This window comes from Haloarcula regularis (genome assembly GCF_029338315.1).
In the GTDB taxonomy this organism is placed as follows: domain Archaea; phylum Halobacteriota; class Halobacteria; order Halobacteriales; family Haloarculaceae; genus Haloarcula; species Haloarcula regularis.
Map to the genome: position 1 here is coordinate 2,762,461 of NZ_CP119794.1, position 19,202 is coordinate 2,781,662.

At 67.7% G+C, this 19,202-nt stretch carries 21 protein-coding genes and 3 pseudogenes; 12 read left to right on the forward strand and 12 right to left on the reverse strand.

Annotation, left to right across the window (positions count from 1 at the left end; translation table 11 throughout):
- Nucleotides 1-92: 92 nt before the first annotated feature.
- Nucleotides 93-266, forward strand: coding sequence for a hypothetical protein (locus P1N55_RS14865; RefSeq protein WP_276276305.1), 174 nt, complete (start codon nucleotides 93-95; stop codon nucleotides 264-266).
- Nucleotides 267-422: 156 nt separating this feature from the next.
- The gene (locus tag P1N55_RS14870; protein ID WP_276276306.1) at nucleotides 423-1,289 is read left to right on the forward strand and encodes an ATP-grasp domain-containing protein; all 867 of its coding nucleotides are present in this window, start codon (nucleotides 423-425) and stop codon (nucleotides 1,287-1,289) included.
- A 17-nt stretch (nucleotides 1,290-1,306) separates the two neighbouring features.
- Here the strand turns inward: P1N55_RS14870 and P1N55_RS14875 are convergent, their stop codons facing one another.
- Nucleotides 1,307-1,828: a metal-dependent hydrolase gene (locus P1N55_RS14875; protein ID WP_276276307.1), complete on the reverse strand. Its 522-nt coding sequence runs from the start codon at nucleotides 1,826-1,828 to the stop codon at nucleotides 1,307-1,309.
- Between the two features lie 13 nt (nucleotides 1,829-1,841).
- On the reverse strand, nucleotides 1,842-2,036 hold the full coding sequence (locus P1N55_RS14880; RefSeq protein ID WP_276276308.1) for a hypothetical protein: 195 nt from the start codon (nucleotides 2,034-2,036) through the stop codon (nucleotides 1,842-1,844).
- Between the two features lie 165 nt (nucleotides 2,037-2,201).
- On the opposite strand from P1N55_RS14880, the gene P1N55_RS14885 reads away from it, so the two are divergent.
- Nucleotides 2,202-2,960: a hypothetical protein gene (locus P1N55_RS14885; protein ID WP_276276309.1), complete on the forward strand. Its 759-nt coding sequence runs from the start codon at nucleotides 2,202-2,204 to the stop codon at nucleotides 2,958-2,960.
- Nucleotides 2,961-3,107: 147 nt separating this feature from the next.
- Here the strand turns inward: P1N55_RS14885 and P1N55_RS14890 are convergent, their stop codons facing one another.
- The gene (locus tag P1N55_RS14890) at nucleotides 3,108-3,494 is read right to left on the reverse strand and encodes an Hsp20/alpha crystallin family protein (protein WP_276276310.1); all 387 of its coding nucleotides are present in this window, start codon (nucleotides 3,492-3,494) and stop codon (nucleotides 3,108-3,110) included.
- 172 nt (nucleotides 3,495-3,666) lie between these two features.
- On the opposite strand from P1N55_RS14890, the gene gap reads away from it, so the two are divergent.
- Nucleotides 3,667-4,674, forward strand: a complete 1,008-nt coding sequence (gene gap / locus P1N55_RS14895; RefSeq protein WP_276276311.1) for a type I glyceraldehyde-3-phosphate dehydrogenase — start codon at nucleotides 3,667-3,669, stop codon at nucleotides 4,672-4,674.
- A 70-nt stretch (nucleotides 4,675-4,744) separates the two neighbouring features.
- Here the strand turns inward: gap and yciH (P1N55_RS14900) are convergent, their stop codons facing one another.
- Nucleotides 4,745-5,044 (reverse strand): stress response translation initiation inhibitor YciH, encoded by a 300-nt coding sequence (gene yciH / locus P1N55_RS14900; protein WP_276276312.1) that lies wholly within the window; start codon nucleotides 5,042-5,044, stop codon nucleotides 4,745-4,747.
- Nucleotides 5,045-5,178: 134 nt separating this feature from the next.
- Between yciH (P1N55_RS14900) and P1N55_RS14905 the strand changes: the two are divergent.
- Nucleotides 5,179-6,385, forward strand: a pseudogene (locus P1N55_RS14905) (phosphoglycerate kinase).
- A 41-nt stretch (nucleotides 6,386-6,426) separates the two neighbouring features.
- On the opposite strand, the gene P1N55_RS14910 reads toward P1N55_RS14905, so the two are convergent.
- Nucleotides 6,427-6,600: a hypothetical protein gene (locus P1N55_RS14910; RefSeq protein ID WP_276276313.1), complete on the reverse strand. Its 174-nt coding sequence runs from the start codon at nucleotides 6,598-6,600 to the stop codon at nucleotides 6,427-6,429.
- Between the two features lie 126 nt (nucleotides 6,601-6,726).
- On the opposite strand from P1N55_RS14910, the gene P1N55_RS14915 reads away from it, so the two are divergent.
- Nucleotides 6,727-7,305 carry a riboflavin synthase gene (locus P1N55_RS14915; protein ID WP_276276314.1) on the forward strand — a complete coding sequence of 193 codons (579 nt, stop codon included), beginning with the start codon at nucleotides 6,727-6,729 and terminating at the stop codon, nucleotides 7,303-7,305.
- Here the strand turns inward: P1N55_RS14915 and P1N55_RS14920 are convergent.
- Nucleotides 7,302-8,333, reverse strand: coding sequence for a PrsW family intramembrane metalloprotease (locus tag P1N55_RS14920; RefSeq protein ID WP_276276315.1), 1,032 nt, complete (start codon nucleotides 8,331-8,333; stop codon nucleotides 7,302-7,304). The genes P1N55_RS14915 and P1N55_RS14920 overlap by 4 nt on opposite strands.
- Nucleotides 8,334-8,547: 214 nt before the next feature.
- Here P1N55_RS14920 and pdxT point away from each other — a divergent pair, with 214 nt between their 5' ends.
- Both pdxT and hisE read left to right on the forward strand, forming a co-directional pair.
- Nucleotides 8,548-9,141, forward strand: a complete 594-nt coding sequence (gene pdxT, locus P1N55_RS14925; protein WP_276276316.1) for a pyridoxal 5'-phosphate synthase glutaminase subunit PdxT — start codon at nucleotides 8,548-8,550, stop codon at nucleotides 9,139-9,141.
- A 36-nt stretch (nucleotides 9,142-9,177) separates the two neighbouring features.
- Nucleotides 9,178-9,465 carry a phosphoribosyl-ATP diphosphatase gene (gene hisE, locus P1N55_RS14930; RefSeq protein WP_276276317.1) on the forward strand — a complete coding sequence of 96 codons (288 nt, stop codon included), beginning with the start codon at nucleotides 9,178-9,180 and terminating at the stop codon, nucleotides 9,463-9,465.
- Between the two features lie 172 nt (nucleotides 9,466-9,637).
- Here hisE and P1N55_RS14935 read toward each other — a convergent pair whose 3' ends face one another.
- Nucleotides 9,638-10,633, reverse strand: a complete 996-nt coding sequence (locus P1N55_RS14935) for a helix-turn-helix transcriptional regulator (RefSeq protein ID WP_276276318.1) — start codon at nucleotides 10,631-10,633, stop codon at nucleotides 9,638-9,640.
- A gap of 191 nt (nucleotides 10,634-10,824) precedes the next feature.
- Here P1N55_RS14935 and P1N55_RS14940 point away from each other — a divergent pair, with 191 nt between their 5' ends.
- Together P1N55_RS14940 and P1N55_RS14945 are read left to right on the forward strand one after the other, a co-directional pair.
- Entirely contained in the window at nucleotides 10,825-12,600 is a 1,776-nt protein-coding gene (locus P1N55_RS14940) for a DUF7096 domain-containing protein (protein ID WP_276276319.1), read from the forward strand.
- The gene (locus P1N55_RS14945) at nucleotides 12,597-13,361 is read left to right on the forward strand and encodes a DUF7345 domain-containing protein (RefSeq protein ID WP_276276320.1); all 765 of its coding nucleotides are present in this window, start codon (nucleotides 12,597-12,599) and stop codon (nucleotides 13,359-13,361) included. The genes P1N55_RS14940 and P1N55_RS14945 overlap by 4 nt, the downstream gene beginning before the upstream one ends.
- Nucleotides 13,362-13,436: 75 nt before the next feature.
- On the opposite strand, the gene P1N55_RS14950 is transcribed toward P1N55_RS14945, so the two are convergent.
- On the reverse strand, nucleotides 13,437-13,754 hold the full coding sequence (locus tag P1N55_RS14950; RefSeq protein WP_276276321.1) for an ASCH domain-containing protein: 318 nt from the start codon (nucleotides 13,752-13,754) through the stop codon (nucleotides 13,437-13,439).
- 92 nt (nucleotides 13,755-13,846) lie between these two features.
- Between P1N55_RS14950 and P1N55_RS14955 the strand changes: the two genes are divergently transcribed.
- Entirely contained in the window at nucleotides 13,847-14,845 is a 999-nt protein-coding gene (locus P1N55_RS14955) for an NOG1 family protein (RefSeq protein ID WP_276276322.1), read from the forward strand.
- A 6-nt stretch (nucleotides 14,846-14,851) separates the two neighbouring features.
- On the opposite strand, the gene P1N55_RS14960 is transcribed toward P1N55_RS14955, so the two are convergent.
- From P1N55_RS14960 to P1N55_RS14970, 3 genes and pseudogenes are all read right to left on the reverse strand, one after another.
- Entirely contained in the window at nucleotides 14,852-15,823 is a 972-nt protein-coding gene (locus P1N55_RS14960) for a calcium/sodium antiporter (RefSeq protein ID WP_276276323.1), read from the reverse strand.
- Nucleotides 15,824-15,896: 73 nt separating this feature from the next.
- Complete coding sequence (locus P1N55_RS14965) at nucleotides 15,897-16,610, reverse strand: SIMPL domain-containing protein (RefSeq protein ID WP_276276324.1); 714 nt, start codon at nucleotides 16,608-16,610, stop codon at nucleotides 15,897-15,899.
- A 61-nt stretch (nucleotides 16,611-16,671) separates the two neighbouring features.
- A pseudogene (locus P1N55_RS14970) lies at nucleotides 16,672-17,950 on the reverse strand (TIGR00341 family protein).
- A gap of 90 nt (nucleotides 17,951-18,040) precedes the next feature.
- Between P1N55_RS14970 and engB the strand changes: the two are divergent.
- Nucleotides 18,041-18,657: pseudogene (gene engB / locus P1N55_RS14975) on the forward strand (GTP-binding protein EngB).
- A 238-nt stretch (nucleotides 18,658-18,895) separates the two neighbouring features.
- Here the strand turns inward: engB and yciH (P1N55_RS14980) are convergent.
- Nucleotides 18,896-19,189 (reverse strand): stress response translation initiation inhibitor YciH, encoded by a 294-nt coding sequence (gene yciH, locus P1N55_RS14980; protein WP_276276325.1) that lies wholly within the window; start codon nucleotides 19,187-19,189, stop codon nucleotides 18,896-18,898.
- Between the last annotated feature and the right edge of the window lie 13 nt (nucleotides 19,190-19,202).

Here is a 19,202-nt window from a genome sequence, read left to right on the forward strand (position 1 = left end):
GCGCAGTAAGGATATATTCTTTGACGTGAGTAAGTCGGATTTCGTGTAACTCACTAGGAAAGGATTACTTCACGCTCGGTAGAAGCGACTGCATGGAAAGCCGACGTACCCTCTACATCGCTGCGTCTGTTGGTGCGTCGCTCTCGTACATATTCAACGTTCTCGCGTTCACTGGGACCTTCGATGTCTTCCGTTGGTTCGTGTTCGCCGTCGTCTTCCTCGGATTTACCTACGGCTTCGAGAAGCTCGTTGACTGGCAGACTTGATAGTGGTACCTCGCTTGGCCCCAGTCGCAGTCCCGTGTGACTGCTCTCTCGACAGCCACGACGCAGGAGGTGTCGGATCGCGAAAATTTCGACCGAGCTCTCCGATCCCGACACCCTGAGACAGGTCTTTGTACCGACCGCCCCAACCGACGGGCGATGCTGACCCTCGCCGTCGCGACGAACGCCGAGACCTACGAGCGGCTGGGCGCCCCGCTCTCTGCCCGCGGTATCGAGGTGGGCCACGTCCAGGCAAAGGAGCGGGCCATCTCGCTCTCGGAGAACCCCTTCGACGACTTCGACGTGGGCTTTGTCTATCCGACGCGCATCATGGAGGGCGCCGTCGCCGACGCCTATCTCGACGTGCCGTGGGTCAACGACCGCGAGGCCATCCTGCGCTCGCGCAACAAGGCCGACGTCCTTACCCGCCTCGGGCGGGCCGACGTGCCGGTCCCCGAGACAGTCATGGTGTCGAACCCCGTCGACGAGGCCGACCTCGTGACGACCTTCGAGCGCCTGGGACCGCCCGTCGTCGTCAAACCGAACTCGACGACCCGGGGCGTCGGGGTCGCGAAGGCCCACGATCTGGATTCCTTCCTGGGAATCTGTGACTACCTCTCGCTGGTCCACGACTACCGCGCGACCGGCGACCAGTCGTTCCTCGTCCAGGAGGTCATCGCCGACGCGACGGACTACCGGGCGATGGTCGTCGACGGCGAGTACGTCGGGGCCGTCGAGCGGCGACTCCCTGCCGACGCGAGCCAGGCGGGCCGCTGGAAGCACAACGTCCACCGGGGCGCCGTCGCCGAGGGGGTCGCCTTGCCGGACGAGCTCCGGGCGCTGGCCGAGCGAGCAGCCCAGGTCCTCGATGTCGCCTATCTGGGCGTCGACCTGCTGGTCAGCGAGGACCGCGCCGTCGTCAACGAGACGAACGCCCGGCCGACCATCGACAGCGCGACGAAGTACGAGGACGGGTTCTGGGACCGGCTGGCGGCGCTGATTCGGACGACGGCCCGGGACAGGTGAGCGAGACTGCGAGCGGGTCACCGCCGGTACGCGTACAGTCCCAGGTTGACGAGGATGCCGGCGGCCAACAGCCCCCAGTTGACCCAGGGGTCGTTGTACCAGACGACGTCGACGCCGAGGGGCTGCCGGTAGAGCGGCCAGAACGGCTCGATCGCCTCGGAGACGTCCGGCGCCGAGAGCACGTCTGCGAAGATGTGGCCGAGTCCCGCGACCCAGACCGCGAAGAACCCGAACCGGGAGGCGGTCGCTTCGGCCTGCGTCGAGAGCAGCTCCCGACGCCCGCCGAGGTAAGCGACGAGCCTCCCGACCAGCGGCCCGACGACTGCGGCCAGCACCGTCACGACCGCCACCGTGTGGAATACCCCGTGGTGCTTGACCGTCGGGACTATCGGGCTGATGGCGAGGTCGACGTCCGGAAACATCCCGAAGAGGAAGCCCGACGCGACGAAGGTGCCCGCCGTCTCAGGCCGGTCGAGGACGATCCACGCCGGCGCGAGCCAGAGCAACGCCATGCCGAGGTGGCCAGCGACGTCGACCATACGGGTGACGGAATCAACGCACCCACCGGACGACTCGAAGGAACAGCGAGACCACCGCCCCGAGCCCGGGGACCCGGGACGAGAGCGCAGCCGCGCCGAGGAGCACGAGTCCACTCTTCTTGCGTCCACGAGCGAACGCGAACGCAGCGTCGACGACCGTCGATACGACACCGATCCGCTTGGCGGACTGCAGATCTATCGTGGCCATAGCGTGGTCTCCAGTTCGGTGCCGAGGGGCAAATAGCACGGGCCTGCACACGCAACGTGTTTAGCCCGGGACTGATCGGGCCCGCGGTACGACCGTGGCTCTCGTACCCACCGCCGGCAGCGCCGTCGGGACACATAAGTACCAGTGCGACGCAATCGCCCGCCCATGGCCCGCCCTGCCCTCCACGCCCTGCTGGTCGTCTGTGTACTGACTGCTGGCTGTTCGCTGCTTGCCCCTGACCACACACGCGAGGCGCGTGCCGTCGGGGCGCTCGACAACGCGACGGACGCGCTCGAGGCGACCGAGTCGTATCGCTTCGAATCACACATGACCGTCACCACGTCCGCCGACGGCCGCTCCGAGCGGGTCGACGTCGACCTGACCGGCGCCGTCGACGTCGCTGACCGCGCGATGTACCAGCAGGCCACAAGCGACGGCGAGTCACGCCGCGCGTTCGTGCTGAACCGGACTGTCTACCGGGAGTGTGCGCCACCGTGGGACGGCTGGGCAGTCGAGGATCCGGCCGAGGACGACCGCTGGCTGAATCAGACCCCCGCCGCCCGGCAGCTCTCGTTGCTGGAGTCTGGCTCGCTCTACTGGAACGGCACCGAATCCGTCGACGGCGAGCGGGCCGTTGTCGTCACCGGCGAACCGACCGTCGAGGCGCTGACAGAGTACCGGGAGGACCGGTCGCAACCGGTGTTCGGCGGACCGAGCATCGAGGACCCCGAACTGCGAGCCTGGATCGACGCCGACACTGGCCGACTGCTCCGGACGGAACTCCGGTTCACCGTCTCGAAGGGGGACAATTCGGCGACCGCGACCATGACGACGACCTTCGCGGACTACGGCGACCCGGTCTCGGTCGAGCTGCCCGCCGAGGCGCGGACGAACCAGTACGAGCTCGGCTGTCCCGGCGAGTGACCCGGCGGAATCGCACACAGCGTCGCCGATGCGGACCAGGCGCTCACCGCTCCGGAGCGCCGCTGGCGACCGCCTTTAGCGGCTCCACTCTCGGATCGTCGGTCATCACGAGCGCGCGACGGGCTCCCGACCGAGGGAAAGCGGTCTCTAGAGCTCGATGTCGGCCGAGTCCTCTTCGCGGTCGAACGTGACCTCGAGGATGCCGTTGTTGTAGGTGGCCGACGCGGAGTGTTCGTCGACGCGGGCGGGCAGCGAGAGCCGCTCGTGGTACTCGCGCTGGTCGCTCCTCGCGTCGATGGTGAGCGCGGTCCCGTCGCACTTCAGGTCGATGGCGTCCTTGTCGACGCCGGGGACGTCGGCGACGACGCGGATCTCCGCCTCGGTCTCGTGGACGTCGACGTGTAGGTTCCCCCCGTCGGGTGTGGCGTTCCGGTCGATGTGGACGTCCCCTTCCGCCCCCATCATCTCGTTCATCATCCGTTCGATTTCCCGGAAGAACTCGTCGAAGGGGTCGTCTCTATCGTCGCGTCTCATCAGTGGGGTATCGTACGAGCGACCGTCTCAAAAGCCTTCTGTCGGGTGAACTACCTGTGGTCGTGCGGTGGTTGTGTATCGATGATAGGTTCTGGGCGAAATCAATCATTTACACACATCCGAGTTCAACTTCGAAAATACTTTACTCCAGACCGGACGTTTTTCAGACGGTATGAGCGACCCAGTTCGCGTTGGCCTCAACGGCTTCGGCCGGATCGGCCGCAACGTATTCCGTGCCTCGCTGGAGAACGACGACGTCGAGCTCGTCGGCGTCAACGACGTCATCGACGACGAGGAGATGGACTACTTCGCCAAGTACGACACCGTCATGGGCAAATTGGCGGGTGCGAGCGTCGACGACGGCGTCCTCACCGTCGAGGGCACCGACTTCGAGGCGGGCGTCTTTCACGAGACCGACCCGACGGAGCTCCCCTGGGACGACCTGGACGTCGACGTGGCCCTGGAGGCGACCGGCATCTTTCGCACCTACGAGGACGCGAGCCAGCACCTCGAGGCCGGCGCGGACAAGGTGCTCATCTCGGCCCCGCCGAAAGGCGAGAAGCCGGTCAAGCAGATCGTCTACGGCGTCAACCACGACGAGTACGACGGCGAGGACGTCGTCTCGAACGCCTCCTGTACGACCAACTCAATCACGCCGGTCGCGAAGGTGCTCAACGACGAGTTCGGCATCGAGTCGGGCCAGCTGACGACCGTCCACGCCTACACCGGATCGCAGAACCTCATCGACGGCCCGAACGGCAAGCCCCGCCGCCGCCGCGCGGCCGCCGAGAACATCATCCCGACCTCGACCGGCGCCGCCCAGGCGACCACCGAGGTCCTGCCCGAGCTGGATGGGAAGCTCGACGGGATGGCCATCCGCGTCCCGGTCCCGAACGGCTCCATCACGGAGTTCGTCGTCGACCTGCAGGACGAGGTGACCGAGGCCGACGTCAACGCCGCGTTCGAGGACGCCGCCGAGGGCTACCTCGAGGGCGTCATGGGCGTCACGAACGAGCACGTCGTCTCCTCGGACATCGTGGGTGACCCTTACTCCACGCAGGTCGACCTCCAGTCGACGAACGTCGTCAACGGGATGACGAAGATCCTCACCTGGTACGACAACGAGTACGGCTTCTCCAACCGGATGCTGGACGTCGCCGAGTACATCACCGAGCAGTAAGTCGCACTGTCTTCTCTCTCTTTCCAGGTCGTGAGCGGGAGCGCCGTCAGCGGACGGACGAACCGCCGTCTCAGGCTTCTACGTCGAACCCTTCGGCAGCCAGCGCCTCTCGGAGCCGGTCACCGTGTCTGCCCTGGAGTTCGATGCGGTCGTCCGTGACGGTTCCGCCGACGGCGAGCGTCCGCTTCAGCGTCGAGGCGAGCTCGTCGAGGTCCACGGTCTTCGGGTCGAGCCCGTCGACGACGGTCACCGCCTTGCCGTAGCGGCGGGTATTGACGGTCATCCTGACGCGTTGCTGTGCGCGGTCGAGGTCCGCCATGAGTCCGAGGTCGTCGGGGAGGCCTGCGATGTCGAGTGTATCCTTACTCAATGCCTCTAGTCTAGCCACTAGCCGGAGATAAGGGTCGCGTGACCGACGACATCACGGCTCGCTGTGTCCCGATTTCGTCGCCCGTCGGTCGACTACACAATCTCTAAAGGTCCCCCAGTCGTGGGTCCGCGTACATGACCTTCCAGACGCTCGACGACCTCGAGGACGGCCAGCGCGTCCTCGTGCGTCTCGACCTCAACTCGCCGGTCGAGGACGGCGAGGTACAGGACAACCGTCGCTTCGAACGCCACGCCGAGACCATCCGCGAACTCGTCGACCGCGACTTCGCCGTCGCCGTGCTCGCCCACCAGGGCCGGCCGGGCGGCGACGACTTCGTCTCGCTCGAACAGCATGCCGCCATCCTCGCCGACCACGTCGGCCACGACGTCGACTTCGTCGCCGACACCTACGGCGAGGAGGCGCTGGCGGCCGTCGACGCTCTCGAGGCGGGCGACGTGCTCGTCTTAGAGAACACGCGGATGTGCGAGGACGAACTGCCCGAGGAGGACCCCGAGGTCAAGGCCGAGACTGAGTTCGTCCAGACCCTCGCCCCGAACTTCGACGCCTACATCAACGACGCGTACTCCGCGGCGCATCGCTCGCACGCCTCGCTCGTGGGCTTCCCGCTCGTCCTGCCGGCCTACGCGGGCCGCGTCATGCAGACCGAGTACGAGGCAAACACCGCTATCGCCGAGCGCGAGTTCGACGGGCAGGTGACGATGGTCGTCGGCGGGACCAAGGCCACCGACGTCATCGACGTGATGACCCACCTCGGCGAGACGGTCGACGACTTCCTGCTGGGCGGGGTCGCCGGCCAGCTGTTCCTGCGCGCGGAAGGGTACCCGGTGGGCTACGACGTCGGCGACACGGATCTCTACGACGAGCAGTACGAGGCAAACGAGGACAAGATCGAGCAGATGCTCGAGGAACGGGGCGACCAGATAACGCTCGCCGTCGACATGGCCTACGAGGGCGAGGACGGGCCGTGAGGAGATCGCCGTCGAGGACATCCCCGAGGACGCCGCCATCGACTTCCTCGACGTCGGCTCGGAGACGGTCATGGAGTACTCGCCGGTCATCCGCGACTCGGAGGCCGTCTTCCTGAAGGGCGCGCTGGGCGTCTTCGAGATGGAGGCGTTCTCGGTTGGGACCGTCGGCGTCCTCGAGGCCATCGCCGACACGGACTGCTTCTCGGTCGTCGGCGGCGGCGACACCTCGCGTGCTATCGGCATGTACGGGCTCGACGAGGCCGATTTCGACCACGTCTCCATCGCCGGCGGCGCGTACATCCGCGCGCTCACGGGCGCCGAGCTCGTCGGTGTCGAAGTCCTCCAGCAGTAAGCAGTCCGCTCGCGTTTTCTCTGGTGCGCTCGCGTCGCCGCCTACGACTGCCGTCTCGTCTCCGCGTGACGGAGCGCCCAGTCGTCGTCCGTCGATTCCGGGAACTCGCTCCGGCGCGCTTCCTCGCTGGCGTCCGCGCGTGGTCTGACCCGTGCGTGTCGGGTCTTCCAGTCGTCGTCTTCGGTCCGCTCGACGGACGGGTCTGCCTCGGCCATACCAGTAGTGACTCGCGGCACGATTATATTTCTTGTGTATATTGGTGTAAAAAACTTCACTCGATTCCGAGTAATTTCTAGAAACCGGAACGAAGGCCTTTGGACGCCGGGCTACCTACGAGAGGTATGTTCACCGGTATCGTCGAGGCGACCGGCGAAGTCCAGGCAGTCGTAGACGACGAGGGCGGCCGGCGGGTCCGCATCGGGACGCCCTTTTCCGGGCTCTCGGCGGGCCAGTCCATCAGCGTGAGCGGGGCCTGTCTCACCGTCGAGGACGCCGTCGACGGCGAGTACTTCGAGGTTTTCCTCGCCCGTGAGACGCTCGCCCGGACGTACTTCGACACCCTGGAGGCGGGCGATACGGTCAACCTCGAACGGGCGATGCCCGCCGACGGCCGCTTCGACGGCCACGTCGTCCAGGGCCACGTCGACGCCACCGCCGAGGTGCTGGCCATCGAGCAGGAAGGGGACGACTGGACCTACACCTTCTCGCTGCCCGAGGCCCAGCGCGACTACCTCGTCCAGAAGGGGTCGATCACGGTCGACGGCATCAGTCTCACCGTCGCCGACCGGCACGCGGACGCCTTCGACGTCGCCATCATCCCGACGACCTACCGCGAGACGACGCTCTCGACGAAGTCGGTCGGGGACCCGGTCCACCTCGAGGTGGACGTCGTCGCGAAGTACGTCGAACAGCTCTGCTAGGGGTCGAACTCCGTCGGCTCGGCTGCCGGCCCGACTTCGTCGGTGGCGTGGGCGCTGGCGTACGCCTGCCGGTAGGCGTCGAGTTTCTTCAGCAGGAGGAGGCCGAAGACGCCGTCGAAGACGATGACGAACCCGAAGAAGGCCACGAACGGGTTGACGTTGTAGACGGCCGAGAGGATGCCCGAGACGGGGCCGACCAGCGAGTTGTACGTTCCGTGGATGAGCGCGGCGATGAGCAGCCCCTTCAGCACGATGGGGCCGGCGTTCTCGGGGTTGAACTTCGCCAGGCCCAGGTAGTAGCCCGCGAACGCCGAGTAGATGACGTGGCCCGGCCCCGCCAGCGCCCGGACCGCCGCGATGTCGCCGCTCTCGGCGAACGCCTGCAGCGACCCGCCGACCATCTCCGTCTGCTGGGTGATGTAGAGCGCGTTCTCGATGGTCGCAAAGCCCAGGCCCGCCGCGGCGCCGTACACCGCGCCGTCGATGACCGCGTCGAAGCGGTCGTCACGGAAGGCATAGAGGCGCACTGCCAGCAGTTTCACGCTCTCCTCGACGGGGCCGACCACGACGAAGAACACGACCACCTGCCCGACGTAGGGGACCAGCCCGAACCCCGAGCCGATGGCCTGGACCGGCCCGCCCAGGAAGACGTTGAGCAGGCCGGCAAAGCCCGCGAACAGCACGCCGAGGAAGAACGTGCCCACGAGCAGGGTCAGCGGTTCCGAGGTGGTCACGTCCGCGTACCAGACGTAGGCCGCCAGCAGGAGCGCGGGCACCGCCGAGAGCACCGCCATCCCCGCGAAGACCGGCTGGTTGCCGATGGCGCCGAGGCTCCCGAACGCGAACTGGAGGACGAGGATCGCCACCGCGACGACGACGACCAGGCTCCGGACCGTCCACAGCGCGGCGTGGTAGAACCAGTGGAGGAAGCGGTCGAGCAGGGAGCGTGGTTCCCAGTCCGTTATCTCGTAGAGGTCGACCGACGAACCGGCGTTCGCCTCGACGGGGTCCTGCCGTCTCTTGGCCATGGTCGAAGCAAGGAGCGGTGCTACCTAACGGTTTGGCACCCGCGTGGCCGTTTCGACGCGATGCTACGACGCCGGACACCGCCCGTCGACCCTGTCGGTAGCATTCTTTCGCGCGTGGACGGGTCGGGCCGTGCAGTCGTCCACTCCCGTCGGCAACGCTGTCCCGAAAGTACAATCCGAGTCGTTTTTCGCGTTCGATTCCCTATCCCGGATCATGACTATCCGGGCTGGCGTCCTCGCCGTCCAAGGCGACGTCTCCGAGCACGCGGCGGCCATCGAGCGCGCGGCTGCGGCCCACGGCGACGACGCCGACGTCGTGGAGATTCGGACCGCGGGACTGGTCCCCGACTGTGACGTCTTGCTGTTGCCGGGCGGGGAGTCGACGACCATCTCCCGGCACGTCCAGCGCGAGGGCATCTCCAGCGAGATCCAGGCCCACGTCGCGGCCGGCAAACCGGTGCTGGCGACGTGTGCCGGCCTCATCGTCGCCGCGACGGACGCCCAGGACGACCGCGTCGAGACGCTCGGTCTGGTCGACGCCACCGTCCAGCGCAACGCCTTCGGCCGCCAGAAGGACAGTTTCGAGGCACCACTGGAGGTCACCGGCCTCGAGGACCCCTTCCCCGGCGTGTTCATCCGCGCACCGGTCATCGACAGCGTCGGCGACGACGTCGAGGTGCTCGCCGAGTGGGACGGCCGCCCGGTCGCCATCCGCGACGGCCCCGTCGTCGGCACCTCCTTCCACCCCGAGCTGACCCCCGATTCGCGAATCCACGACCTCGCCTTCTTCCGGACTGTCGAGGCGTAGCGACGGCCTGAAGGGGCCACCCGTCGAGTCGGAGGTATGAGCGACGACGTCATCGACGAAGTGTTCGCCGTCATCGAGGACCGCAAGGAGACGCTTCCCGAGGACTCCTACACGGCCTCGCTGTTCACCCACGAGAAAGGCGAGAACGCCGTCCTGGAGAAACTCGGCGAGGAGACCACGGAACTCATCCTCGCGGCGAAAGACGACGACCGCGACGAACTGGCCCACGAGGCCGCCGACATCGTCTATCATATGCTGGTCCTGCTGGCGATGAAAGACATGGACGTCTCGGACCTGCGGGCGGAGCTGGCCGAGCGGCGGTAAGCAGCGTCGGACCGACCGCGACCGGCGGGAGCGGTCGGTTTTTCCCCACGTTTTTCGGCGAGTGGGTCGCGAAGCGACCCCGAGGCCGAAAAAGTGGTCGCGACACGGACGTCTCGGACCTGCGGGCGGAGCTGGCCGAGCGACGGTAAGCGTCGTCGGACCGACACTCGCCTCACTCCTCGCGCTCGTCGGGCAGCGAGACGACGTTCTCGCGGCCGATACGGAGTTTCTCCACACGTCCGTCGTCGGTCAGGTCCGAGACGACCCGGGACGTCTTCGACGCCGACCAGTCGAACGCCTCCGCGATCGCCGACTGCTTGACTTGCCCCCCACGCTCTTCGAGCAGTCTGACGACGCGGTCGCCGTCTGTCTGGATGGGCGCGGCCCCCGCCTCAGCCGCTGTCCCAGCGCCGGCGTCGTCGGTACTGACACCGCCCTTGCGTCGGCGCCGGTAGAGGACGGCGCCGACGAGGGCGACGGCCAGGCCGAGCGCCCCGACGACAAACGGGGCGACGCCCACTTGTCGGCCGGCGAGCGGCTGCCCCGTCGACGTGACGTCACGCTCCGCCTGCGGCGCGTACCGCACCTGTGGCCGGCTGTCGGCGAACTCCCGCGGGCCGACCCAGCTGACCGTCTCGCCCTCCCGGGTCTGTGGCGTCGGCGTCACCGCCGCGACGCCGTACGAGGGCGGTCCGGTGACGACCAGCGTGTCGTTGCGCGCGATGAACAGCCCGCCGTCGAAGACGTCGCCGACGACCAGCGCGTCGCCGTCGGTCCGTGCGAACGCCGTCCAGGTGAACGTGTACTCGACGACGCCCCACTGTCGGGGCACCTGCTGGACGCGCGTCGAGATGGCGAAGTTCTCGGCGGTCATCGACCGCCCGGTCCCGTCGGCCGCCGTCGCGACGACGCCGGTGAGGCGGTCGCGGAACGGGCCGAGATACCGCGACCTGTTCTCGCGGACCCGCTCCTGGAAGGTCCGGTAGGCCTGGACGTCTGACTCGTCGTGGAGGCGGGTCCGGACGGTGACCGTCCACTCGGCGTCGCCGTCGGCCGCGACCGAGATCCGCGTCACCGTGTTGTCCGTGTCCGGGAGCGTCTGGGCCGCCCCCGCCTGCGTGACGAGCAGCGCGACCAGCACGATTCCCACGACCCGCGTGCCATCCATCGAGTGGGTATAGCCCCAGCCCAATCAAGTATGTTTCCGACGCTCCAAGTGACGAAACGACGACACGTTCGAAAACCGCACGACTGCGGGCCGATGCAAGCGTCTGCAAACGTCCGCAAGCGTCCGAAAACCGGCGGGAACGAGCGCAACGGTCGTCCGGGTTGATAGTGGGCTGGCTGCATGGGATGGGTATGGAATGGACCAGATTCACGGCCGCTCTCGTGGCGGCGCTCGTCGTGGTCGCCGGCGTGCCGGTGGGTGCGGCGGCACTGCTGGATGGGCCGGGCGTGCAGGCACAGTCTGCGGGCAACGAGACGGTGAACGTCACGACCGGCCAGCAGCTCTCGACGGTGCTGTCGGCGACGAGCGACGACGTCCAGAGCGAGGTCGACGAGACCGAGTTCGAGGTCGAGTACGAGAGTCGCTCGGACGAGCGACGCGCCGAGGTCGTCGCCGAGCGCGGTACCCGGCTCGCCGAGCGAGCCGAGGCCATCCGCGACGACTACGAGAACGCAACCGAGGCCTACGAGGCCGGCGAACTCACGCGCTCGGAGTACGCCCAGCGCATCGCGACGCTGAACGCGCGGGCGGAGAACCTCGCCGAGAGCCACGACCGACTCGAGGACCGACTCGACGACGTCTCGAAACTCGAACTCCGCGCGGCCGGGTTCAACCAGACCGAACTTCGGGCCGCAGTCAACGATCTCGACAGCGTCCGCGGTGCCGGCGCGGCGGCGCTCCTCCAGCGGTTCACCGGGACGAGCGAGGGCGAGATCGAACTCGAGACCGCCGACGGGCTCGAGATCGAGGTCGAGGGCGAGGACGGCGAGTTCTCGCGGGAGATCACCCGCCCCACGGACGGCGACACCTCGCTGACGACGAGCCAGGCCGACGCACTCGACACCGCACGAAGCGCCCTCTCGACGCAGGCCGACGCGACGTGGCGACTGGGGAAGGCCAGCGTCCACGAGGACAGCGGCTACTACAAGTTCGAGTTCGGCTTCCGGACGGCCAACCGGACCGGTGAGGCCGAGATCCGCGTCGACGGCTCCACCGGCGAGGTCTTCCGTATCGAAGAGGAGATCGAACCGAGCGAGGAAGCCGAGGAGCGCGAGGAAGACCGTGAGGACGACGAGACCGAAGAAGACCGTGAGGACGACGAGACCGAAGAAGAGCGAGAGGGCGACGAGCGCGAACTGGCGCTGGTCGTGGCCGACGGCACCGTCGCCGCCTCCGAGACCATCACCGTCCAGGCGCTCGAGAACGGTCAGCCCGCCGCCGACGTCACCGTCTCGCTGAACGGCGAGCCGGTCGGGACGACCGACGCCGACGGACTCGTCTCGGTGACGCTCCCTGAGGGCGGCGACGCCGAACTCACCGCCGGCGAGGGCGAACTCGAGTTCGAACTCGGCGAAGACGAGAACGAGGTCTTCCGTGACCTCCGTGCCGACACCGCGCTTTCGGACGGGACCGTCACGGTGACGCTCACCTACCAGGACCGTGGCGTCGCCGACGCCGTCGTCTACGCCAACGACCGGCAGGTCGGGACCTCCGACAGCGACGGGGCGGTCGCGTTCGACGTGCCAAGCGGCGCCGAGGAACTCGACGTCGAGATCGTCAAAGGCGAGTTCGAGGCCGAGTTCGAGTACGAACTCCGGAACGGTTCGCTGGTCCTGACCGACGGTCCCGACGGCGAGGTCGAGCGCGAGGACGCGGAGTCCGGGGGCGACGAGGCTGAAGAGGAGGAGACCGAGGAGCCTGAAGAGGAAGAGAGCGAAGAGCCCGAAGAGGAGGAGACCGAGGAGCCTGAAGAAGAAGAGAGCGAAGAGCCCGAAGAGGAGGAGACCGAGGAGCCTGAAGAAGAAGAGAGCGAAGACCCCGAAGAGGAGGAGACCGAGGAACCCGAGGAAGAAGAAACGGAGGAGCCTGAAGACGAGGAGACCGAGGAACCAGAGGACGATAGATGATCGGGGCCGGTGGACAGACGCGACGGCGCGTCGCATCGTTCGCTCTCGCCGTCCTGCTCGTCGGGTGCCTGGTCGGTCCCGTGGGGACCGCGAGCGGGACCAGCCACGCCCAGGACGCGTTCGTCGTCGACCTCGAGACGGACGGCTCCGCGACGGTGACCCTCCGGTCGGCGTTCGACCTGACCACCGAGAGCCAGCGGGCGGCGTTTCGCGAACTGCGGGACAACGAGACGAAGACCGCCGCGCTCCGCGACGGGTTCGTCGAGCGACTCCGGGCGGTCGCGGCGGCGACTGCCGACTCGACCGGTCGACAGATGACAGTCGAGAACGCGACGGTGACTGTCGACGCGACGGAGTCGGTCGGCACCGTCTCGCTCTCGGCGACCTGGACCGGCCTGGCCGCGGTCGAGGGCGACCGGGTCACGCTCACCGAACCCTTCGCGTCCTCGTTCGACCCCGAGCACCGGTTCGTCGTTACCGCGCCCGACGGCTACGTCCTCTCGACGGTGACTCCGCGACCCGACGGCTACGTCCTCTCGACGGTGACTCCGCGACCCGACGTCGCCGGCACCGAGGGGACCGTCGCGAACTGGGCGCCGAACACCAGTCTCGACGACTTCCGCGTGGTCGCCGAACCGGCCAGCGAGCAGACGCCGCCGCCCCAGTCCACGACCGGATCGTCCGGCCCCGGGTTCGGGGTCGCCGCGGCGCTCGGTGCGCTGCTGTCGGCCGGTGTGCTGGCCCGCCGTCGCGCGCAGTGAGCCTCTGCTGACTATCTGCCCCCTCCAGACTCGGTTTTCACGCCACGAATTGCTCGCCGGCGGCGCGCTCTCGCGTCACTCCTCGACCGCAGCGAACCGGTGGCGGACGACCTCGCTGTCGTCGTCCCACTCGAAGGAGTCGTGGACGCGAGCGAGTCGGTCGCGATACGCCTCGAGGTCGGCCGACCCCTCACGCTGTGCGTCCTCGTCGGTGAGGTCACCGAGCGTCCGGTGGGTCACGTCGGTCACCTCGAAGCGCTGCCCGTCGATGTCGAACGTATCGCCCTCCTCGGCGTACTGGTGGCCGCGATGCAGTTGCGTGACTCGCCCCTCGGCCGCCTGCTTCCGGACGTGCTCGTTCGGGAGAACCTCGCCGGCGTCGATGTGTGCCATAGCGGGGCCTGCGGACTCGACGGGCAAAAGCGTGGCTCGAGCGGACCGCCGATTGAACGCGCTTTTACGCGCTGGTCGTCTATTCCGGTCCAATGAGCCATCCCTTCGAGAATCTCCCGACGACACCGACCGCCGAGGAGGTCATCGACAAGGCCTTCTCGCGGGCGACGCGGGCCGGCGGCGCGAAAGACGGCGTGGAGGCCCAGCAGTCGATGCTGATGACGGCCTCGAACATCGTCTCGGACAACCTGGGGAACGTCGCCCAGTCGTGGCCGACCATCGACGACCTGGACCCGTTCTACGTCGAACTGGCCGACGCGGTCGTCAGCGAGACGGACCCCGCGGACGACGACGACGGCATCGACGCGCTGAAACAGCACCTCTCGGAGATCTCCTGGGCCGGCCGCAAGGCCAAGGAGATCCGCCAGGAGTACGAGGGCCGGCTCGTCCGTGGTGACAAGGACACCGCCCGCAAACTTCGCAAGCAGGCGTTCGCCCGCATGGCCGACGTGGTCGAGGAGGTCGAAGACGATCTCACCGCGGTCTCGAAGGCCCGCGACGCCCTGAAGGTCCTCCCCGACATCCGCCCCGACGAACCGGCCATCGTCGTCGCCGGCTACCCCAACGTCGGGAAGTCTTCCTTCGTCAACCACGTCACCCGCGCCGACAACGCCATCGCTTCCTATCCCTTCACGACCACGCAGATTCGCGTCGGGCACTTCGAGGACGGGCGCATCCGCTACCAGCTCGTCGACACGCCGGGCCTCCTCGACCGGCCGCCGGAGGACCGCAACGAGATCGAGTCCCAGGCCGTCAGCGCGCTCGAACACCTCGCCGACGCCGTGCTCGTGCTCGTCGACCCCAGCGAGGAGTGTGGCTACCCGCTCGACCAGCAACTCGCGCTCCGGGACGCCATCGCCGCGCGGTTCGACGTGCCGGTCCTCACGATCGCGAACAAGAGCGACCGCTCGACCGACGTGGAGGCTGACCACTACATGAGCGTCACCGAGGACGACAACGTCGATACCGTCCTGCAGGCCGCCGTCGACGCCGTCGGCTACGAACTCGAACTGCCGTTCGACGACGAGTAGGTCGCCTCAGCCGAGCAGACCAAGCGTCCACCGGACCAGTTCTGATGCGGCGAACAACGACCCTTCGAGTCGCGACAGGACTCTGCCGGTCCACAGCGCCGCGACCATGACGACAGACACGACGGCCAGCCACAGGAGCGTCCCCGTCGGCGTGGTGCTCACCGTGAGCGGGCGGACCAGGGCCGCGAGGCCGACGATGCCCGTGATGTTGAACACGTTGCTGCCGATGACGTTCCCGACCGAGACCCCGAGGCTCCCCCGTCGAATCGCGACCACCGAGACGGCGAACTCCGGCGTCGACGTGCCGGCCGCGACGATCGTCCCGCCGATGACCCACTCGGAGACGCCCGCGCCGCGTGCCAGCGCCGACGCCGCGAGCACCATGAAGTCCCCGCTCACGAGGACGAGCGCCAGTCCGCCGACCAGCAACAGCCCGTCCCGGCCGCGGAAGCTCACTCGCTCGGTGACCGCCCGCGTCACCGCCGCGTCGGGCGTCGACGTTGCCCCCTCGTCCGTCGACTGCGCGGTCCGGAGCAGGTAGCCGGTGTAGGCGACGAAGGCTGCGACCAGCGTCGCGCCCTCGAGTCGGGTCACCGTCCCGTCGAGCAGGACGACGCCGCCCAGAAAGGTGCTCGCCAGCAGGGCCAGGCCGTCCCGGCGGACCAGCCCCGCGGCGATGGGGAGGACCCGCACCAGCGAGACGACCCCGAGGATGAACGCGAGGTTGTAGATGTTCGAGCCCAGGACGTTCGCGACGGCGATGTCGCCCAGGCCCTTGAGCGCGGCGTCGACGGAGACGGCCAGCTCCGGGGTGGACGTCCCGGCCGCGACGACGGTCAGGCCGATGGTGAGGTCCGACAGGCCGACGCGCCTTGCGAACCGCACGACCGCGTCGACGAGGAGCCGCGCGCCCACCCACAACCCGAGCACGGAGACGACGATGACTGCGACCTGGACGAGCGAGCCACCCGAGACCATGCTGTGCGTGGGACCACCGGCGCCGGGAAAATGAAAGTTCGCCCCCGGTTTGCCGGGGTGACTGTCCGTCCGTCTACCCGAGCTCGTAGGTGACCTGCACCGACGCGTCGACGGTCACGGGACCCGGTGAGATGGCCGTCCGGCCACCGCCGTCACTGCCCGCCGTGGCCTCCGCGTACACGATTGGACGGCCGTGCTGGCTCGTCTGGATGGTGACGACCCCGTCGACGGCCAGGCCTTCGGCGGCGGCGACCGTCTCGGCGTCGGTCCGCGCTCGGTCCATCGCCGCCGACAGCGCCTCTTCGCGGGCCTCCTGCTGGGTCTCCTCGCTCAGCTCGTAGCGGATACCCTCGACGCGGTCGGCGCCACCGTCGACAGCAGCGTCGATCAGCGTCCCGACGGTCCCGACGTCGTCGGTCTCGGCCTCGATGGTGTGGACCGCGACGTAGCCGACCTGTTCACGCCCGTTCTCGGTGCGCTCGTACTCCGGGTGGATGCTGAACCGCGATGAGGTGACCGACGCGCCCTCGTCTGCAAGCGCCTGCTGGACGGCCTCCGCGTCACCGCTCACGGCGTTGCGAGCGGCCTCGGCGGTGTCACCGCGGCCGACGGCCGCGACGGTGACCGTCGCCCGGTCGGGGCTGCGTTCGACGCTGGCGTCCGCGCTGACGCTGACGGTGGCGTTCTCGGCGGCCTGCGCGCCACCACTCTGTGCGACCGCGAAGCCGACGGCGCCGGCCACCAGCAGGGCCAGGACGCCGACGACCGGCAGTAGTTTCGATGCCATACCCGACATATCGACACGCGAGATATTTACCTCGTCGGACGCTCAAACCCGATTTTGAACGTCACGCGTGCTCGACGACGGTGTACCGGACCTCGGTCTCGACGTCGACGCCGGCGGCACTGTCGGCGATCGTGTCGATCCGCCCGGCGAGGCCGGGTGGGTCGGTGTCGGGCGGGATACCGACGGTGACCACCACCCGGCGCGGTTGCTGGAAGATGACGGTGTTGGTCTGTTCGACCTCGACGTCGAGGACGCGCAGCGGCGGGTCGACGCTGTCCCGAATCTGGGTCTGGATCTGTGACTCGGTCGTCGCCCGCTGGAACGAGTCGAGTGTGACCCCGCCCAGGAACCCCGAGAGGACGATTATCGCGGCGAGGAGGACGCCGATGCGCTTTATTGTCGCGGACCGGGCGTTCCCCTCGCGGAACCAGTGTTCCGGCCGGTAGCCCTGGTACCAGAGGCCCACGAGGACGGCGAGGTTGATCGAGAGGATGTTCACCAGCACGAGCACGCCCGACCCGAGGCTCACGAGCGGCTGACCCCACGCGATTCCGATGCCGACGGTCGCCGCGGGCGGGATGAGTGCCACGGCGATCATGACGCCCACGAGCGCCGTCGAGACACCGGACGTCAGGCTCAGCACGCCCGCCGCACCGGCTCCGAGTGCGACGACCAGGGAGAGGAAGTCCGGCGCGACGCGCTCTCGGATCTGGTCGACGGTGGTGACGTCCGCGAGCGGCGGGACGACGTTGCCGTACCGGACGACCAGCGCGAAGACGGTGGCGCTCGCGATGGCCAGCACGAGGCCGAAGGCCTGGAGCTTGACCCCCCCGGACGAACAGGTCGTGGTCGTCGACGACGGTGCCGACGTTGGCGGTCATCGCCGGGCCGATGAGCGGTGCGATGACCATCGACCCGACGACGACGGCCGGCGAGTTCAACAGGAGCCCCGCGGTGGCGATGACGGCGCTGATGACCGTCATCAGGGTGTAGGTCGACACTGACGGCGCGAGAGACTCGGCCTTCGAGGTGAGCTCCTCGCGGGCGATGCGCTCCTCGTCTTCTTCCTCGGCGTAGCGCTCCTCGAGTTCGTCGAACTCCCTGGAGATGACGGTGTTCGCGTCCATTATCACCGTGTGCCCGTCCTCGTCGATGCCGACCGCTCGCAGCTCCTCGAGGACCGGTTCCAGGGCGTTCGTCGGCAGGGGGAACGTGACGACGGCGGTGAACTCGCGGTTGCTCGTCTCGTCGGTGAGGACGTAGTCGATGCCCTCGTCGTCGAGGACCCCGAGCACCGCCTCGCGCTTGCCCCGCGGAATCGTGATCTGGACGAACCGCACGTCTCTCGCTGTGACGCCCGCCGGCAAAAACCCGTGGGGTGGTCGGCCGTGAACTGACGCGCTTTTCCCTGCCGGCCGTCTACCCCGGGTATGTTCGACGCACGCCCCGACCGCGACGCCGAGGTGGTGCTGGTCGGCCGCTCCAACGTCGGGAAGTCGACGCTGATGCGCGAGATAACCGGGCACACCTTCAACACCGGCCAGCGCCCCGGCGTCACCCGCAAGCCCAACCACTACGACTGGGCTCCCCAGGACTTCGTCGTCACCGACCTGCCCGGCTTCGGGTTCATGAAGGGGGTCCCGGACGACGTCCGCGAGCAGATCAAGACCGACGTCGTCCGCTACGTCGAGGCAAACGCCGAGAAGATTCTCGTCGGCATCCTCGTCGTCGATGGCAAGTCGGTGATCGACATCATCGACCGCCACTCCGGGCCCGACGAGATTCCCCACGACGTCGAGATGTTCCACTTCCTCCGGGAGGTCGGCGTCGAACCCGTCGTCGCGGTCAACAAGATGGACAAGGTCGACGACGAGGACCAGCGCCTGAACGACCTCTGTGACCGGCTCGGTCTGCACCCGCCCTGGCAGCAGTGGCAGGAGACTATCGCCCCATCAGCGCCAAGCGCGGCAGTATCGGCCCGCTGAACGAGGCGGTTCGCCACCACCTCCACGAGGCCGAGCGCGACGACCTCTTTCAGTTCTTCTAAACCACCTTTTTCGACGGGGGGTTCGCGCTCGCCGCCGGCGAGCGCTCAACCCCCGCCCAAAAACGTGGGCGAAAAAGGCGGAATCGCCGCGCAGCAGCGATTCCGTGAACCGCCTCGCTTCGCTCGGCGGATGCTCGCACGCACGGCGCGCTCAGTGTCGAACGCATGCCGTCGTCGCCGACCACAATACTGTCGGCACTAGAGAATCGCTTCCGCAGAACCATCGTCGGTCAGGAGATCAGGCGACGCTGTAGCCCTTGTCGCGGAGGAAGTCCTCGACGCGACCGGTGTGGTTGCCCTGGAGTTCGATTTGCCCGTCTTCGACCGTGCCGCCGCAGGCGAACTTCGACTTGAGGTCGGAGGACAGCGAGTCCATATCGACGTCTTTCGGGTCGAACCCCTCGATGATCGTTACCTCCTTACCGTAACGGCGCTCGTCGATGCGGATGTTGATCTCCTGGGACTCTTTGGCGACGTCCTCGCAGACGCAGAGTTCCTCAGGGAGCCCGCACGTCGAGCAGACTTCCGACATTACAGCAAACCGT

Coding starts and splice junctions, on each gene's coding strand:
- P1N55_RS14865 (WP_276276305.1), top strand. CDS start 93: ATGGAAAGCCGACGTACCCTCTACATCGCTGCGTCTGTTGGTGCGTCG.
- P1N55_RS14870 (WP_276276306.1), top strand. CDS start 423: ATGCTGACCCTCGCCGTCGCGACGAACGCCGAGACCTACGAGCGGCTG.
- P1N55_RS14875 (WP_276276307.1), bottom strand. CDS start 1,828: ATGGTCGACGTCGCTGGCCACCTCGGCATGGCGTTGCTCTGGCTCGCG.
- P1N55_RS14880 (WP_276276308.1), bottom strand. CDS start 2,036: ATGGCCACGATAGATCTGCAGTCCGCCAAGCGGATCGGTGTCGTATCG.
- P1N55_RS14885 (WP_276276309.1), top strand. CDS start 2,202: ATGGCCCGCCCTGCCCTCCACGCCCTGCTGGTCGTCTGTGTACTGACT.
- P1N55_RS14890 (WP_276276310.1), bottom strand. CDS start 3,494: ATGAGACGCGACGATAGAGACGACCCCTTCGACGAGTTCTTCCGGGAA.
- gap (WP_276276311.1), top strand. CDS start 3,667: ATGAGCGACCCAGTTCGCGTTGGCCTCAACGGCTTCGGCCGGATCGGC.
- P1N55_RS14910 (WP_276276313.1), bottom strand. CDS start 6,600: ATGGCCGAGGCAGACCCGTCCGTCGAGCGGACCGAAGACGACGACTGG.
- P1N55_RS14915 (WP_276276314.1), top strand. CDS start 6,727: ATGTTCACCGGTATCGTCGAGGCGACCGGCGAAGTCCAGGCAGTCGTA.
- P1N55_RS14920 (WP_276276315.1), bottom strand. CDS start 8,333: ATGGCCAAGAGACGGCAGGACCCCGTCGAGGCGAACGCCGGTTCGTCG.
- pdxT (WP_276276316.1), top strand. CDS start 8,548: ATGACTATCCGGGCTGGCGTCCTCGCCGTCCAAGGCGACGTCTCCGAG.
- hisE (WP_276276317.1), top strand. CDS start 9,178: ATGAGCGACGACGTCATCGACGAAGTGTTCGCCGTCATCGAGGACCGC.
- P1N55_RS14935 (WP_276276318.1), bottom strand. CDS start 10,633: ATGGATGGCACGCGGGTCGTGGGAATCGTGCTGGTCGCGCTGCTCGTC.
- P1N55_RS14940 (WP_276276319.1), top strand. CDS start 10,825: ATGGAATGGACCAGATTCACGGCCGCTCTCGTGGCGGCGCTCGTCGTG.
- P1N55_RS14945 (WP_276276320.1), top strand. CDS start 12,597: ATGATCGGGGCCGGTGGACAGACGCGACGGCGCGTCGCATCGTTCGCT.
- P1N55_RS14950 (WP_276276321.1), bottom strand. CDS start 13,754: ATGGCACACATCGACGCCGGCGAGGTTCTCCCGAACGAGCACGTCCGG.
- P1N55_RS14955 (WP_276276322.1), top strand. CDS start 13,847: ATGAGCCATCCCTTCGAGAATCTCCCGACGACACCGACCGCCGAGGAG.
- P1N55_RS14960 (WP_276276323.1), bottom strand. CDS start 15,823: ATGGTCTCGGGTGGCTCGCTCGTCCAGGTCGCAGTCATCGTCGTCTCC.
- P1N55_RS14965 (WP_276276324.1), bottom strand. CDS start 16,610: ATGGCATCGAAACTACTGCCGGTCGTCGGCGTCCTGGCCCTGCTGGTG.
- yciH (WP_276276325.1), bottom strand. CDS start 19,189: ATGTCGGAAGTCTGCTCGACGTGCGGGCTCCCTGAGGAACTCTGCGTC.